This window comes from Variovorax sp. GW821-FHT10D07 (assembly GCF_059415325.1).
Window position 1 is genome coordinate 239,913 of the sequence record NZ_JBWKMZ010000002.1, and the last position, 15,441, is coordinate 255,353.

At 70.3% G+C, this 15,441-nt stretch carries 14 protein-coding genes; 1 reads left to right on the forward strand and 13 read right to left on the reverse strand.

Annotation, left to right across the window (positions count from 1 at the left end):
• The 11 genes from bamB to AC07PU_RS06395 form a co-directional block, all read right to left on the reverse strand.
• Nucleotides 1-1,143, reverse strand: coding sequence for an outer membrane protein assembly factor BamB (gene bamB / locus AC07PU_RS06345; RefSeq protein ID WP_093342611.1), 1,143 nt, complete (start codon nt 1,141-1,143; stop codon nt 1-3).
• Between the two features lie 12 nt (nt 1,144-1,155).
• Entirely contained in the window at nt 1,156-1,848 is a 693-nt protein-coding gene (locus AC07PU_RS06350) for a YfgM family protein (RefSeq protein WP_495316161.1), read from the reverse strand.
• 89 nt (nt 1,849-1,937) lie between these two features.
• The gene (gene hisS / locus AC07PU_RS06355) at nt 1,938-3,275 is read right to left on the reverse strand and encodes a histidine--tRNA ligase (protein WP_495316163.1); all 1,338 of its coding nucleotides are present in this window, start codon (nt 3,273-3,275) and stop codon (nt 1,938-1,940) included.
• Between the two features lie 13 nt (nt 3,276-3,288).
• Nucleotides 3,289-4,551 (reverse strand): flavodoxin-dependent (E)-4-hydroxy-3-methylbut-2-enyl-diphosphate synthase, encoded by a 1,263-nt coding sequence (gene ispG, locus AC07PU_RS06360; RefSeq protein WP_281077512.1) that lies wholly within the window; start codon nt 4,549-4,551, stop codon nt 3,289-3,291.
• Nucleotides 4,552-4,559: 8 nt separating this feature from the next.
• Nucleotides 4,560-5,516: a RodZ domain-containing protein gene (locus AC07PU_RS06365; protein WP_495316165.1), complete on the reverse strand. Its 957-nt coding sequence runs from the start codon at nt 5,514-5,516 to the stop codon at nt 4,560-4,562.
• Entirely contained in the window at nt 5,509-6,360 is an 852-nt protein-coding gene (gene pilW, locus AC07PU_RS06370) for a type IV pilus biogenesis/stability protein PilW (protein WP_495316166.1), read from the reverse strand. The genes AC07PU_RS06365 and pilW overlap by 8 nt, the downstream gene beginning before the upstream one ends.
• 4 nt (nt 6,361-6,364) lie before the next feature.
• The gene (rlmN, locus tag AC07PU_RS06375) at nt 6,365-7,540 is read right to left on the reverse strand and encodes a dual-specificity RNA methyltransferase RlmN (protein ID WP_495316168.1); all 1,176 of its coding nucleotides are present in this window, start codon (nt 7,538-7,540) and stop codon (nt 6,365-6,367) included.
• Between the two features lie 21 nt (nt 7,541-7,561).
• Complete coding sequence (gene ndk, locus AC07PU_RS06380; protein WP_019653122.1) at nt 7,562-7,987, reverse strand: nucleoside-diphosphate kinase; 426 nt, start codon at nt 7,985-7,987, stop codon at nt 7,562-7,564.
• Between the two features lie 158 nt (nt 7,988-8,145).
• Entirely contained in the window at nt 8,146-10,023 is a 1,878-nt protein-coding gene (locus AC07PU_RS06385; RefSeq protein WP_495316171.1) for a pseudouridine synthase, read from the reverse strand.
• Nucleotides 10,020-10,985 carry an SMC-Scp complex subunit ScpB gene (gene scpB / locus AC07PU_RS06390; RefSeq protein WP_495316173.1) on the reverse strand — a complete coding sequence of 322 codons (966 nt, stop codon included), beginning with the start codon at nt 10,983-10,985 and terminating at the stop codon, nt 10,020-10,022. The genes AC07PU_RS06385 and scpB overlap by 4 nt, the downstream gene beginning before the upstream one ends.
• 136 nt (nt 10,986-11,121) lie before the next feature.
• A complete protein-coding gene (locus tag AC07PU_RS06395) occupies nt 11,122-12,147 on the reverse strand; it encodes an RluA family pseudouridine synthase (protein ID WP_398499328.1) in 1,026 nt (341 codons plus the stop codon).
• A 14-nt stretch (nt 12,148-12,161) separates the two neighbouring features.
• On the opposite strand from AC07PU_RS06395, the gene AC07PU_RS06400 reads away from it, so the two are divergent.
• Nucleotides 12,162-12,965: an outer membrane protein assembly factor BamD gene (locus AC07PU_RS06400; RefSeq protein ID WP_093342623.1), complete on the forward strand. Its 804-nt coding sequence runs from the start codon at nt 12,162-12,164 to the stop codon at nt 12,963-12,965.
• A gap of 86 nt (nt 12,966-13,051) precedes the next feature.
• On the opposite strand, the gene AC07PU_RS06405 is transcribed toward AC07PU_RS06400, so the two are convergent.
• Nucleotides 13,052-15,232 carry an ATP-dependent DNA helicase gene (locus AC07PU_RS06405; RefSeq protein WP_495316176.1) on the reverse strand — a complete coding sequence of 727 codons (2,181 nt, stop codon included), beginning with the start codon at nt 15,230-15,232 and terminating at the stop codon, nt 13,052-13,054.
• Nucleotides 15,229-15,432: a YdcH family protein gene (locus tag AC07PU_RS06410; RefSeq protein WP_093342624.1), complete on the reverse strand. Its 204-nt coding sequence runs from the start codon at nt 15,430-15,432 to the stop codon at nt 15,229-15,231. Before AC07PU_RS06410 ends, AC07PU_RS06405 begins: the two co-directional genes overlap by 4 nt.
• Nucleotides 15,433-15,441: the final 9 nt, after the last annotated feature.

Below are 15,441 nucleotides of genomic sequence, written 5' to 3' on the forward strand. Positions count from 1 at the left end.
TCAGTCGGGACGGTAGCCGAAGACGCCGCCGTTGGCCGTGACGACCACCACCGTGTTGCCCACGACCACCGGAGCGGTTTCGATGGCCGAGCCATCGGGCGTGACGCGGTTCAGCAGGCCGCCGTTCTCGCGCGAGACGAACAGCAGCAGACCGGTGCTGTCGCCGATGACCAGCGAGCGGCCCACGGCCAGCGGCGCGGTCAGCGTGCGGTTCTTGAAGGTGGTGGTCTGCCAGGCGCGTTCGCCGTCGGCGCGGCGCCAGGCGGTGACGCTGCCATCGGCTTCGGTGCCGTAGACGAAACCGTCGTCGCCACCGAGGCCCTCGGCGCCCGAGGCCGCCTTGCTCCAGACCAGCGTGCCGCGCAGCGTGTCGACGCAGCCGACGCTGGCGTAGTAGGCGCGCGCGCAGACGGTGTCGCCCACGCGGCTCACGCTGCCGGTCAGGTCGACCAGGCGCTCGACGTCGTTGGTGCCGCGCGGCGCCGCGATCGGCGATTCCCAGCGCGAGGTGCCGTTCGACGGGTTGATGCCCGCGAGGCGGCCGCCGATGCCGGCCACCAGGGTGTCGCCCACGGCGAGCAGCACGCCCGGCTTCTTGAGCACGAGGTTCTCGCCGGTGCGCTGCTGCGACCAGAGGCGGCGGCCGCTCTCGCCGTCCCAGGCGCTGATGTTGCGGTCGGCGGTCTGCACGAAGACGCGGCGGCCGGCCACCAGCGGCGCGGTGAAGGCCTGCGCCGTGAGGCGCTGCTTCCAGATCACCTTGCCGCCCTGCAGCGCGACCAGTTCATTGTTGGTGGTGACCACCGCGGTGATGCTGCCGTCGCTGCCCACGCCCGCCGTGAGCGGTGCGCCGACGCTGGCACGCCAGGTTTCGCGGCCTGCGCGGGCATCGATGCCGACCACGGTGCCGTCGGCGGCGGCCACGGTCACGATGTCGCCGCTGATGTCGGTGGTGAGCGGGAATTTGACCGCCGGGATCTTCACGCTCCAGGCCTGGCGCACGCCGATCAGCGAGGCATTGGTCGGCAGTTCGGCCGGCTTCGGCTTGGAGGTGCCCGAGCAGGCGGCCAGGACCGCTACCAAAACAAGAGCAGACCCCGCACGCACGGCGGTCGATTCAGGCATGAAACGCATGAAATTCATGATGGCTGGCGATCAGGATTTGGCAGGAACTGCGGAGGTGACGGTGATGGCGGGCGCCAGGCTCTTGGGGTCGACGCCGACCGCATTGAGCTTGAATTCGACCAGCCGGCGGTATTCGGAAGCGGCACCCAGGCCGGTCCAGGCCTTGCGGTACTCGGCCTGCGCCTCGTCGCGCTTGCCCTGGGCCAGGTAGATGTCGCCCTTGCGGTCGGCCACCAGCGGCTCGAATTCCTTCGGCACGTTACCCGAGAGCTGCTTGATCGCGTCGTCGTAGGACTTGGCGTCGAGCAGTTCGGCCGCGAGGCGCAGCCGGGCGATGGCCTGGTAGCCGGGGTCGGTGGCCTTGTCGGCCACCCAGCCGAGCGCGGCGCGCGAGGCTTCGGCATTGCCCTTGTCGTAGAGGGTCTTGGCGGCCAGCAGGCCGGCCTGCTGCGCATAGGCGGTGCCCGCGAAGCGTTCCTTCATGTCGTTGAACACGCGCTCGATGCGGGCGGCGTCACCCGACTGGGCACTGCGCTCGACCTCGTCGTACAGCGCCGCCGCCTGGGCTGCCTTGGTGCGCTGGAAATACTGCCAGCCGTTCCAGGCCACGAAGGCGCCGGCGACGAGCAGCACGACCCAGGTGATCAGGGTGCCGTAGGTGTTCCAGAAATGCTTGAGCTGGTCGAGCTGTTCCTGTTCTTCGAGATCGAGATGGGTTGCCATGCGCTGTCAGTGGTTGGAAGGACTCGAGGCCGCGGTGCGCCGGGTGCGCCCGTGTGTTTTCATTCTGTGCCTCCGTGAGGCTGAAAGACTCAGGAACGGTCCGATGATTCCCCGGGAGCCGGCGATTGTAGGGTGGCGGCCCAGCCGGCCACGTCCGCGAGCGGGCGGGCCACCTGCGAACCGCTGCCATCGCGCAAGGATTTCACGGTGACCTCGCCGCGCGCGAGTTCGTCCTCGCCAAAGATCAGCGCAAAGCGCGCCCCGCTCGCATCGGCCTTCTTGAACTGCGCCTTCATGCCGCCGCCGCCCGCATGCTGCACCACGGCCACGCCGGCCGCGCGCAACTGCTCGAGCACCACCATCGCCTGCGGCAGCGCTGTGGCCGAGGGCACGATGGCGTAGGCCGCGGGTTCGCTGCCGGGCACCGGCAGGCCGAGTTCCTGGATCAGCAGCAGCAGCCGCTCGATGCCCAGGCCGAAGCCCACGGCCGGCGCCGGCTTGCCGCCCATCTGGCCGATCAGGCCGTCGTAGCGGCCGCCGCCGCACACGGTGCCCTGCGAGCCGAGCTGGTCGGTGACCCACTCGAACACGGTCAGGTTGTAGTAGTCCATGCCGCGCACCAGGCGCGGGTTGACGCGGTAGCCCAGGCCCGCGGCGTCGAGCACCGCGCGCACCGCGGCGAAGTGCGCGCGCGACTCCTCGCCGAGGAAGTCCATCAGCTGCGGCGCGGCCTCGACCATCGCCTGCATGGCGGGATTCTTGGTGTCGAGGATGCGCAGCGGATTGCTGTGCAGCCGGCGCTGCGCATCGGCGTCGAGCAGCTCGGCATGCGCCTCGAAGTGGCGGATCAGCGCCTCGCGATGCGCCTGGCGCTCGGCCGGCTGGCCCAGGCTGTTGAGCTCGAGCCGCACGTGCTGGCCCTCGAGCAGCCCGAGCTCGCGCCACAGCGCGCGCACCATGAGGATCAGCTCGGCATCCACGTCCGGGCCGGCGAAGCCCAGCGCCTCGACGTCGAGCTGGTGGAACTGGCGGTAGCGGCCCTTTTGCGGCCGCTCGTGGCGGAACATCGCGCCCAGGGTCCACAGCCGCAGCGGTCCGTTGTAGAGCGCGTTGTGCTCGACCATCGCGCGCACGATGCCGGCGGTGGCCTCGGGGCGCAGCGTGAGCTTGTCGCCGTTCATCGAGTCGGTGAAGGAGTACATCTCCTTCTCGACGATGTCGGTCACCTCGCCGAGACCGCGCACGAACAGCGCCGTGGGTTCGACCACCGGCGTCACGATGTACTGGTAGCCGTAGCGCGCGAGCAGCGAGCGCACCGTCTGCTCGAACCACGACCACAGGGCCGAGTCGGGCAGGCGGTCGGTGCGCGGCACGCTCGCCGGCAATATGTCGTTCATGCCTTTGACGGCATTGATCTTGTCAGCCATGGGAGAGGAGTGGTCAGGCGACGTCGGCAGCCTGGGGCTGGCCGAAGCGCTTTTCGATGTAGGTTTCGACGAGCTGGTGGAACTCGTTGGCGATATTGTCGCCGCGCAGCGTGAGGGCCTTTTCGCCGTCGATGAAGACCGGCGCGGCGGGGGCCTCGCCGGTGCCGGGCAGGCTGATGCCGATGTCCGCGTGCTTGCTCTCGCCGGGGCCGTTGACGATGCAGCCCATCACGGCCACCTTCATCGTCTCGACGCCCGGGTATTTCTTGCGCCAGACCGGCATCTGCAGGCGCAGGTAGTCGTCGATCTGCTTGGCCAGTTCCTGGAAGGTGGTGCTGGTGGTGCGGCCGCACCCCGGGCAGGCGGTGACGCTCGGCACGAAGATGCGCAGGCCCAGCGACTGCAGGATCTCGGAGGCGATCACCACCTCCTGCGTGCGCGACTCTCCGGGCTGCGGCGTGAGCGACACGCGGATGGTGTCGCCGATGCCCTCCTGCAGCAGGATCGACAGCGCGGTGGCCGAGGCCACGGTGCCCTTGGTGCCCATGCCGGCCTCGGTCAGGCCCAGGTGCAGCGGATAGTCGCAGCGCCGCGCGAGCTCGCGGTAGACCGAGATCAGGTCCTGCACGCCGCTGACCTTGCACGACAGGATGATCTGCTCGCCGGCCATGCCCATGGATTCGGCCAGCTTCGCGGATTCGATGGCCGAGGTGATCAGCGCCTCGTACATGACCTGCTTGGCATCCCAGGGCTGCGCGCGCAGGCTGTTGGTGTCCATCAGGCTGGCCAGCAGTTCCTGGTCGAGGCTGCCCCAGTTCACGCCGATGCGCACCGGCTTGTTCCAGCGCATCGCCGCGTCGATCATCTGGCCGAACTGACGGTCCTTCTTGTCGCCCTTGCCCACGTTGCCGGGGTTGATGCGGTACTTGCTCAGCGCCTCGGCGCAGGCCGGATAGTCGGTCAGCAGCCGGTGGCCGTTGTAGTGGAAGTCGCCGACCAGCGGCACGTCGATGCCCATGCGGTCGAGCTGCTCGCGGATGTAGGGCACCTGCGCCGCGGCTTCGGGCGTGTTGACCGTGATGCGGACCATCTCGGAGCCGGCCTGGGCCAGTTCCTTGACCTGGATCGCGGTGCCGATCGCGTCGACGGTGTCGGTGTTGGTCATCGACTGCACGCGCACCGGCGCATCGCCGCCGACCGTGACCACGCGCGGGCCCCAGACCACGCGGGCCTGGCGCGAGCGGCGCGCCTTGGGCGCCGCGGATTCGATCGGCAGGGGTTCGCTCACGATTTCACCTCGAAGCGCGCAACGCCGCCGTTGCGCGTGAAGGGTTTGAGATCGAAGGGCTTGCCGAGCACCTGCACATCGACGCTCGATGCGCGCCCGACCACCACCGAGAGCGGCAGCGCCCCCGACAGCGCGACCGTTTCGCCGGCCAGCAGGCTGCGCCGCAGCAACTGCTTGCCCGCCGAATCGGTGACGGTGATCCAGCATTCCTCGCGCGCCACGAAGACCAGCGCCTGGCCGCTCGCGTCGGCGGCGGCCGGCGGCGTGGCCGTCGCGGGGGCGGCGGGCGTTGCCGCGGCCGGTGTCGCCGGTGCAGCCGCAACGGCCGGTGCCGGCGTGGCGGTGCCGACGGCCGCGGCCGGGACCGGCACGTTCTCGGTCGCGACGCCCGGCGTGGTGCCGGCGGCCGCGGGCGTCTCGCCGGCGTTCGGTCCGATCTCGGCCGCGCCGCGCGCCGTGATGCGCGACACCGTGCTGCCGATGCGGTCGAACACCGACTGCGGCAGCCAGAAGATCGCGGCCGCGCCGACCAGCAGCAGCGCGACCACGGTCAGCAGCGCGCGCGACGGCAGCCCGCCCGAACGGCCGCTGCCCCAGCGCGAGGTGCCCGAGACGATGTGGGTCTTGAGATTGCGGTCGGCCACCGCCACCGCGGCCTTGGGCGCGCCCGGCAGCTTGGCGAGCACCGGCGCCGGATCGACGCGCAGCGCACGGCAGACGCTGCTGGCCAGCGCGCGCGCGAACACCGGATCGGGCAAGGCGGCGATGTCGTCGGCCTCGAGCGCCAGCAGCTTCTGCGCCGGCACCTTGAGCGCGGCCGCGACCATCTCGATGTGCAGGCCGTGCGCTTCGCGCGCCTCGCGCAGCATGGTGCCGGCGGACTTGTTCGTGTTGTCGGCTTCCTCGAGCGGAATCACCGCGGAAGTGCCGAATTCGGAAACCCGTTCAGTCATTGAAATTCCCGCGCTCGAACGCCGAAGCTTCGCGCGACTGCGGGAAGCGGCGCTGCAGCTGCCCGCCCAGCTGCGCGACCGCCTCGCGGTTGTTGAGACTGCGCTCGATCTTGATCCCCAGCCACAGGGTTTCGGCGTTGGCCGAGGGACCGTTGTTGACGCGGCGCACGTAGAACTGCGCGCGCGACCATTCCCCGCGCTTCGCGAGCAGCGAGGCGAGGTTGAAGCCGACCACCGGATTGCCGGCATCGATCTCGTAGGCCGCTTGCAGCGAGCGCTCGGCCTCGACAGGCTGGCCCGCGCGCATCTCGCACAGGCCCTGCGTCATCAGCGTCTTGGCGCGTTCGGCGTAGGCCGGAGTGGCCAGCGCCTCGGTGAACTGCTGGGCGGCGTCGCGGTAGCGGTTCTGCTGGCACAGCAGCCAGCCGTAGTTGTGGCGCGTGTTGCCGTCGCGCGGGTTGAGCGCCAGCGCGCGGCGGAAACTGTCCTCGGCCAGGCCGGCGTCTTCCATGCGCATGTAGACCAGCCCGCGCAGCGCGAAGGCGTCGGCATAGCTGGGATCGGCGTTGAGCGCCTGCTTGATCTCGTCGAGCGCGACGGTGTTCTGGCCATGCTCGAAATAGCCGGCCGCGAGTTCCATGCGCAGGCGGGCGCGGCGACGGGCGTTCGACTCGTCCGACTCGGTGACGAGCTGCGGGCCCGAGGACGAGCTGGCCGAATCGAGGCTGGTGGTCGTGGTGCGGGTGTTCACGCACCCCGAGAGCAGCAGCGCCGCGAGGCCCGCGAAGCTGGCCACCAGCACGCGTTGCAGCCCGGCGCTCGCCGTCGGAAAAGCCATGCTCATCGGTTCAATGCTCCTGGGAGGCGGTGGAAGCGGCCTTGCGGACCGGATGCAACACGACCGTTCGCTCCGTTCCCGAGGCAGAAGACGCCAGGCGGCGCTGCGCCATGCGCTCGGCCGCGCGGGTGCGGTCCTTGACGTCGCCGGCCAGTTGGCCGCAGGCGGCGTCGATGTCGTCGCCGCGCGTCTTGCGCACCGTGGTCACCAGGCCGGCGTCGCTCAGCATCTTCGCGAAGGCCAGCACGCGCGGCTGCGGCGAACGCAGCAGGCCCGATGCCGGGAAGGGGTTGAACGGGATCAGGTTGAACTTGCACGACACGCCGTGCGTGCGCACCAGCTCGATCAGCTGGCGCGCATGCTCGGGCTGGTCGTTGACGCCGTCGAGCATGCAGTACTCGAAGGTGATGAAGTCGCGCGGCGCGTGCGCGAGGTAGCGCTTGCAGGCCTCGAGCAGCTCGGCGATCGGGTACTTGCGGTTCAGCGGCACCAGGTCGTCGCGCAGCGGATCGTTGGGCGCGTGCAGCGAGACGGCCAGCGCCACCGCGCAGTCGGTGCCCAGGCGGTCGATCATCGGCACCACGCCCGAGGTCGAGACCGTGACGCGGCGGCGCGAGAGGCCGTAGCCGTTGTCGTCGAGCATGGTGCGCAGCGCGGGCACCAGTGCCGAATAGTTCTGCAGCGGCTCGCCCATGCCCATCATCACCACGTTGGAGATGACGCGCTCGTCGCGCTTCAGGTGCTTGCGCAGGAAGTGCTCGGCGAACCAGAGCTGGGCGACGATCTCGCCCGTGCTCAGGTTGCGGCTGAAGCCCTGGTGGCCGGTCGAGCAGAAGCGGCAGCCGACCGCGCAGCCGGCCTGGGACGACACGCACAGCGTGCCGCGGTCGTCCTCGGGAATGAAGACGGCTTCGACGGCATTGCCGTCACCGACGTCGAACAGCCACTTGATCGTGCCGTCCTTGGATTCGTGCTGGGTGATGACCGGCAGCGCCTCGACGCGCGCGGTCGTCGCGAGTTTCTCGCGCAGCGACTTGGCCAGGTCGGTCATCTGGGAGAAGTCGCTGGCGCCACGCTGGTGGATCCAGCGGAACAGCTGCGTGGCGCGGAATTTCTTCTCGCCGAGTTTTTCGCAGAACGCAGCCAACCCCTCGAGATCGAAATCGAGCAGGTTGGCCGTGGTCATGGATTCGGTCGAGATGCGGCTTCAGCGTGCGTAGACGTTGAGGCCGGCGAAGAAGAACGCCACTTCGTTGGCGGCGGTTTCGGGAGCGTCCGAACCGTGCACGGCGTTGGCGTCGATGCTGTCGGCGAAGTCGGCGCGGATGGTGCCGGCGGCGGCCTTCTTCGGGTCGGTGGCGCCCATCAGGTCACGGTTCTTGGCGATCGCGTTCTCGCCTTCGAGCACTTGCACGAACACCGGGCCCGAGATCATGAACTCGACCAGGTCCTTGAAGAAGGGACGTTCCTTGTGCACGGCGTAGAACTGCTCGGCTTCGTTGCGCGAGAGGTGCACCAGCTTGGCGGCCACGATCTTCAGGCCGGCGGCCTCGAAGCGGGAAACGATCTTGCCGATGACATTCTTGGCGACGGCGTCGGGCTTGATGATGGAGAGGGTACGTTCGATAGCCATGGAAGTGCTTTCTGAGCTTGCTTGATTCTGAAGTTTTTTGTCACAACTGCAACGATATTGTTGCGCTGTATCCCGACAAAGCCCGCGATTTTAACCGGCGGGATTCACCACCTTGGTGAAAACCCCGCGAAAGGCCGCGCGGGCGCGGCTGTTTTTGTTCAGCGGCCGCGGCGCCGGCCACCGCCGCCGCCCTGCCCGCCAAAGCCGCCGCCTCCACCACCGCCCCCGCCGCCCCCACCGCCACGGCGGCCGGAACCGCCCTGGCGCTGCTCCTTGCGCTGGCGCGTGAAGCTGTCGGCGCCGATGTAGCCCAGCGAGGTCTTCATCGGATCGGGCTGGTTGGCACCGCTCGGCGGACGGTCGTCGCCGCCCTGCCGGTTGCGGTTGCCGGCGTTGTTGTTGCCGTTGTTGCGTCGGCCCTGCTGCTGTTGCGGCGGACCGCCGTTGCCGCCGCCGGGGCCGCGGTTGTTGCGCGGGCCGCGCGGCGGACGGCCGTCGCCCAGCGGGCTGGGGATCGGCGGCTCGCGGTTGTCGTCGCGCGCCTGGGCACCACCGCCGTTGCGGCCACCGCGGCGCTTCTTGTTGCGGCCGTTCCGGCCGCCACCGCCGCCATCGGGACCCTGGCCGCGCTGCTGCGGCGGACCCGGACGCGCCTGCGCGCCGCCCGAGGCCTGGAACAGCGCGCGGATGTCGCGCTCGTCGAGCTCCATCCAGGCGCCGCGCTTGAGGCCGCGCGGCAGCACCATCGCGCCGTAGCGGATGCGGATCAGCCGGCTGACCGCATGGCCCACCGACTCGAACAGCCGGCGCACCTCGCGGTTGCGGCCTTCGGAAATCGTGACGCGGTACCAGCAGTTGGAGCCCTCGCCGCCACCGTCCTCGATGGTGCCGAACTGCGCCATGCCGTCGTCGAGGCGCACGCCGTCGAGCAGCTTCTGCCGTTCTTCGCTGCTGATCGCGCCGAGCACGCGCACCGCGTACTCGCGCTCCAGGCCGAAGCGCGGATGCATCAGCTGGTTGGCCAGGTCGCCCGAGCTGCTGAACAGCAGCAGGCCTTCGGTGTTCAGGTCGAGCCGGCCGACCGACTGCCATTTGCCCTGGTGCAGGCGCGGCAGCTTGCGGAACACGGTCGGGCGGTTCTGCGGATCGTCGTGCGTGACGACCTCGCCCACGGGCTTGTGATAGGCGATCACGCGCGGCGGCGGCGGCGCGATCCGGTAGCGGATCGGCTTGCCGTTGATCTTGACCTGGTCGCCGTACTGGATGCGCTGGCCGATGTGGGCCGGCTCGTTGTTGACCGAGATGCGCCCCTGCAGGATCAGCTGCTCCATCTCGAGGCGCGAGCCGAGCCCGGCCTGCGCCAGCACCTTGTGCAGCTTGGGCGAATCGGCCTCGGGCAGCAGCACGCGCTTGAGCGGCGGCACCTCGGGGCTGTCCTCGTCGGCGTCGAACTGGCCCGAGATGACGTCGGCGAAGCGGATCGGCTCGGGCGGCGGCGCATTGCGCTGCTCGCGCTCGGCGGCGCGGCGCGCGCGGTCGAGGTCGTCCTCCTCGTCGTCGGGGTCTTCCTCGTCTTCTTCGTCCTCGGAACGGTCGTCCGAATCTTCCTCGTCCCGGGGCTGCAGGCGCGCCGGTTCGGCACGCGCGGGCTCGGGCTCCGGCTGGGGCACCGGTGCCGCGACGGGCTCGGGTGTCGCTTCGAGCGCGGGCGGCTCGGATTCGGCTGCGGACTCTTCGGGCGCCGCTTCGACCACGGCCTTCGGCTTGCGCGGACGTTTCGGCTTGGCGGGCTTGGCCGGCTCCTCGGCGCTCTCGGCGGCCACGGCCGCTTCGGGTTCGGCCGCGGCCGGCGCCTCGGTGGCCTCCACGGCCTCCTTCTTGCGCCGCGGACGCCGCTTCGGTGCCGCGCCCTCCTCCGCCGTCGCTACGGCTTTCGCAGCCTCGCCCGCGGACTGGCCGGTCGTTTCCGGCGTGTTTTCATTGGACAAGGGGTCGATCGGCAGGATCGCCGCTTGGTCGGGGTCGGATGAGCTCATGAGGTCTTTCCGGGGAGGACTGCGTCAGGATCGGTCGCGTCCGGCGGCGGAGCGTCGGGATCGATGCGGGGTTCTTCGGAGGGTTCGGTATCGGCGGAAGCCTGGGCTTCCGCGGGGGCTGGCTGTTCGGCGGCGTCGCCTCGCTCGTCGAGGGCGGCGGCATCGCCCGGCTCGGCAGTCATGTCCGGCTCGGCCGGCGCGCTGTCGGTCGCCACGATCTCGTCGGCGATCGCTTCGTCGGCCAGCGATGCATCGTCCGCGATCGCCTGCTGGACTTCGGGTTGTTCCGAGGGGGGTACCCCAGTCTGCGCCTCTTCCGCCGCGACGGCAACCGCCGTCTCCTCGGCGGCCGGCGCCGGCTCGGCCTCCGCCGGCGGCTCGTCGATCGGCAGCGCCGGCTGGTCGCCGCCGCCCGCGCGCTCGAGCGAGTCGACCAGTGCCGCCTGCTGGGCCGGTGTCTCGATCACCGGCAGCTGGTCGAGCGAGGCCAGGCCGAGGTCGTCGAGGAACTGGCGCGTGGTCGCGTACAGCGCCGGGCGCCCGACCGTCTCGCGGTGGCCGATCACCTCGACCCAGTTGCGGTCCTCGAGCTGCTTGAGGATCAGCGAGTTGATGGTGACGCCGCGGATGTCTTCCATGTCGCCGCGCGTGACCGGCTGGCGATAGGCAATGATGGCCAGGGTCTCGAGCGCCGCGCGGGTGTAGCGCGGCGGCTTCTCGGGGTGCAGCCGGTCGAGGTGGTCGCGCATCTCGGGCCGGCTCTGAAAGCGCCAGCCACTGCCCACGCTGACCAGTTCGAGGCCGCGTTGCGTCCAGTCTTCCTGCAGCTCGAGAAGCAGCGACTTGATCGTGTCCACGCCCAGTGCGTCGTCGAACAGCACGCGCAATTCGCGCACCGGCAGCGGCTGGCTCGAACAGATCAAGGCGGTTTCGAGAATGCGCTTGGCATCCGCCGTATTCATGGTTCGCGTTGTCCGGGAAAAGGCGCCTTGGGGGACGCTTTTTTTGTTCAGAAGGATGGAAGGAGGCGTTGCCGGCACGCGGCGAGTGCAACGCGGGGCCGGCACCAAGCGGCCGGCGAGGCGGCCCTGGAGGCCGTCAGGCGCGATTGTAGTCCAGCCCCCAGGCCCGCAAGGCCTCGGCGAGATCGGCCGGCACGGGCGAATGCAGCGCGATCGGCGCCTTGGTGACGGGATGCACGAAGGCCAGCCGGAACGCATGCAGCGCCTGCCGCGCGAGGCCCGCGGCGGCCGTGCCGCCATAGAGCGTGTCGCCCACCAGCGGATGGCCGATCGACGCCATGTGCACGCGGATCTGGTGCGTGCGGCCGGTTTCGAGGGTGCAGCGCACCACGCAGCCGCGCTCCTCGCTGTCCAGGCGCTCGATCAGGGTGCGGGCGGTCTTGCCGGCGTGCTGCTGCAGGTCGACCACCGCCATGCGCAGCCGGTTGCGCGGATCGCGGCCGATGGCCGCGTCGACCTGGCGCGCAGCCGCGCCGGTCCAGGGCTTGTGGCCCAGCGCCAGGTACTGACGCTTGACCTCGCGCGCGGCGATCAGCGCCACCAGCGCGTCCATGGTGGCGCGGGTGCGCGCGACCATCATCAGCCCGCTGGTGTCGCGGTCGAGCCGGTGCACGATGCCCGCGCGCGGCAGCAGCAGCGCCTTGGGATCGAGCGCGAGCAGGCCGTTGAGCAGCGTGCCGCTCCAGTGGCCCGGGGCGGGATGCACCACCAGGCCGGCCGGCTTGTCGATCACGCGCAGGTGCTCGTCCTCGTAGACGGTGACGATCTCCATCGGCTCGGGCCGGAACGCCTGGCTCTGCGGCGTGGGGCGCAGTTCGACCCGCCCCGCCTGCCCGGCCCGCACGGCCGCCGAGGCCTTGGTGGCGGCGCGGCCCTGAAGCTCGACGGCGCCGGCCTCGATCAGCTGCTGCAGGTAGCTGCGCGAGAACTCGGGAACCAATGCGGCCAGCGCGCGATCCAGCCGCAGTCCGTGCTGCGCGGGGTCGACGACGAAATCCCGCCACTCGCTGGCTTCGGACGGATCGGCGCCCTCGTCGAGCTCGGCCGCCTCCGGGGAGTTGTCGCGGGGGTCGGTCGATATAATTGAGGGCAACTGTTTCACGAAAGCCGCATGTGATGATTCGCGCCAAATTATCGGTCCCAGCCTGGATGGCGCTCAGCGCCCTCGCGCTGCTCGCCGGCTGTTCGAGCACCAAGGACGACAAGACCGCGACCTGGAGCCCCAACCGGATCTACGCGGAAGCCAAGGACGAAGCCGGCTCCGGCGCCTACGACAAGGCCGTGCCGCTGTACGAGAAGCTCGAGGGCCGTGCCGCCGGTACCCCCCTGGCCCAGCAGGCCCAGCTCGAGAAGGCCTACGCCCAGTACAAGGGCGGCGACAAGGCGGCCGCGGTCTCCACCATCGATCGCTTCCTGAAGCTGCACCCCGCCAGCCCCGCGCTCGACTATGCGCTGTACCTCAAGGGCGTGGTCAACTTCAACGACGACCTCGGCATGTTCGCGTTCCTCACGCGCCAGGACCTGTCGGAGCGCGACCAGAAGGCGGCCAAGGAGTCGTTCGAGTCGTTCAAGGAACTGATCACGCGCTTCCCCGACTCGCGCTACACGCCCGATGCGCGCCAGCGCATGAACTACATCGTGAACTCGCTCGCCCAGTACGAGGTTCACGTGGCGCGCTACTACTACTCGCGCGGCGCCTACCTGGCGGCCATCAACCGCGCTCAGAGCGCGATCGCCGACTACCGCGAAGTGCCCGCCGTCGAGGAAGCGCTCTACATCATCGTGCGCTCGTACGACGCGCTCGGCATGAACGACCTGCGCGACGACGCGCAGCGCGTGCTGACCTCCAACTACCCGCAGAGCACCTACCTCTCGCAAGGCTTCAAGACCAAGGACGATCCCTGGTGGAAGATGTGGTGATGGCGGCCGGCCGGCTCGGCTGACCCCGCACGAAAGCCCGACGGCGCGAGCCTTCGGGCTTTTTTATCGCCCGCGCGGCGCGCGCTTCAGTCCTGCACCGGCACGGCCAGGTCCGCGATCGCCGCGTCGAGATCGGCCTCGGTCTCGAGCCGCCGCATCGGCGGCAGCGCCCCGAGCAGGCGCCGGCCATAGCCCATCGCGACCAGCCGCGTGTCGCAGATCACCAGCACGCCGCTGTCGGTCTCGCGCCGGATCAGCCGCCCCGCCCCCTGTTTGAGCGCCACCGCGGCCTCGGGCAGCGAATAGTCGCCGAAGGAACTGCGGCCCTGCGCCTCGAGCCGCTGCGAGCGCGCCTCGACCAGCGGATCGTTGGGCGGCGGGAACGGCAGCTTGTCGATCACCACCAGCTGCAGGGCATCGCCGGGCGCATCGAAACCTTCCCAGAACGAGGCCGAGGCGACCAGCACGCAGCCGGGGCGGCCCATCGTGTCGCCCTCGCGGAAGCGGCCCATCAGCACCCGCTTGGGCAGCTCGCCCTGCACCAGCACCTCGGGCCGCCGCTCGATGCCCAGGCGCTCGATCTGCTGGCGGATCTCGTCGCCCACCGTGCGCAGCGCGCGCAGCGTGGTGGTCAGCACCAGCGTGCGACCGCCGAGCGCGCCGGCACCGCGCGCGGCCAGTTGCGCCACGCGCAGGCTGTGCGAGGGCTCGTTGGGCTTGGGGAAGGCGCGCGGCACGTACAGCGCGGCCTGCGCGGCGTAGTCGAAGGGGCTGCGCACGCGCAGCACCTCCGCATCCTCGAGGCCGCAGGGTTCGGTGAACCAGCGCAGCGTGGGATCGTCACCCAGGGTGGCGGAGGTGAAGACCCAGGCGCGGCGGCGCCGCTCGGTGGCTGCGGGTTCGGGCTCGTGCGCGCGCGGTGGCTCGTCGTCGTCATCGCCACCGCCCTGCGCATCGAGCCAGGCGTCGTATTCGTCGACGGCCTCGCGGGCGCCGCGCCCCAGCGTCTCGTCGCCGTGCGCGTCCGGCTGCGCATCGGGCGCCTTGGCGATCTTGAGCACGCGCGTGCGCATCGCCTCGGCGATGTCGAGCGGCGACTCCACCAGCCGCAGCTGCGTGCCCACGTCGACCCAGCGCACCGATTCCGGCGCGCAGGCGCGCGCGAACTTGGCAGCGCGCTTCGCGAGTTCGCGCGCGCGTTCGAGCAGCCGCACGAAATCGGGCGACAGCTCGCTGACCGTGTCGAGGCCTTCGGCTGCCTCCTCGAAGGCGATCTGCAGCGTGTCGAGCGCGCCCTGCCATTCGTGCTCGCCGATGCCCTCGGGCGAGGGCCCGGCCCAGCGCAGCTTCGCGCCCGGCCATTGCTTGCCCACCGCCAGCCGCAGCTCGCGCGCCGCGCGCTCGAGCCCGGCCACGATGCCTTGCCAGTCGACCAGGCCGCGCGCATGCGTGAGGCCGGCCGCGAGCACGTCGCGCGCGAAATCGAGTGCCTGCCCGGTGCCGAGGTTGGTGCCGAGGAACTGCACGCCGGTCTCGTTGAGCTGGTGCGCCTCGTCGAACACCACCACGCTGACGCTCGGCAGCAGCTCGGCCATGCCGGTCTCGCGCACCGCGAGGTCGGCGAAGAACAGGTGATGGTTGATGACCACCACATCGGCCGCGAGCGCCTCGCGCCGCGCCAGGTTGACGTGGCAGGGCTTGAACTGCGGGCACTGCGCGCCCAGGCAGTTCTCGCGCGTCGAGCTCACCAGCGGGATCAGCGGCGAGCGCTCGTCGAGCCCCGGCAGCTCGGCCAGGTCGCCGGTGCGCGTGGCCTTGGACCATTGCTCGATCTTCGCCAGCGTGCGCAGGCTGCCGCGCTCGGGCAGCGAGGCGTCGTGGCGCGCGATGTCGAGCCGGTGCAGGCAGAGGTAGCTGCCGCGGCCCTTGAGCAGCGCGGTGCGCACCGGCAGGCCCAGCGCTTCCACGAGTCGCGGCAGGTCGCGGCCGAAGAGCTGGTCCTGCAGCGCCTTGGTGGCGGTCGAGAGCAGCACGCGCTCGCCGCTCAGCAGCGCGGGCACCAGGTAAGAGAAGGTCTTGCCGACGCCGGTGCCGGCCTCGACCACCAGCATGCCGCCCTGCTCGATGGTGCGCGCCACGGCCATCGCCATCTCGGTCTGGCCCGAGCGCTCGCGGAACTGCTCGGCCGCGCGCGACAGCACGCCGCCCTCGGAGAAAGCTTCCAGCACCTTCGATGCGAGCGTGTCTTCCAGGCCCACCGCGCTCATGCCGGCTCCTTCGGATCGATCGCGTTCTCGAGCCGCACGATCTGGTCGCGCAGCGCAAGGCGGCGCTTCTTGAGGCGGCGCAGCAGCAGCTCGTCCTGCGGCGCGACCTCGCTCAGGCTGTCGATGGACGCGTCGAGGTCCGCATGCTCGATGCGCAACTCGATCAACTGGCGGGAAAGGGAGTGGAGATTGGAGTCCAACGTGGGAGA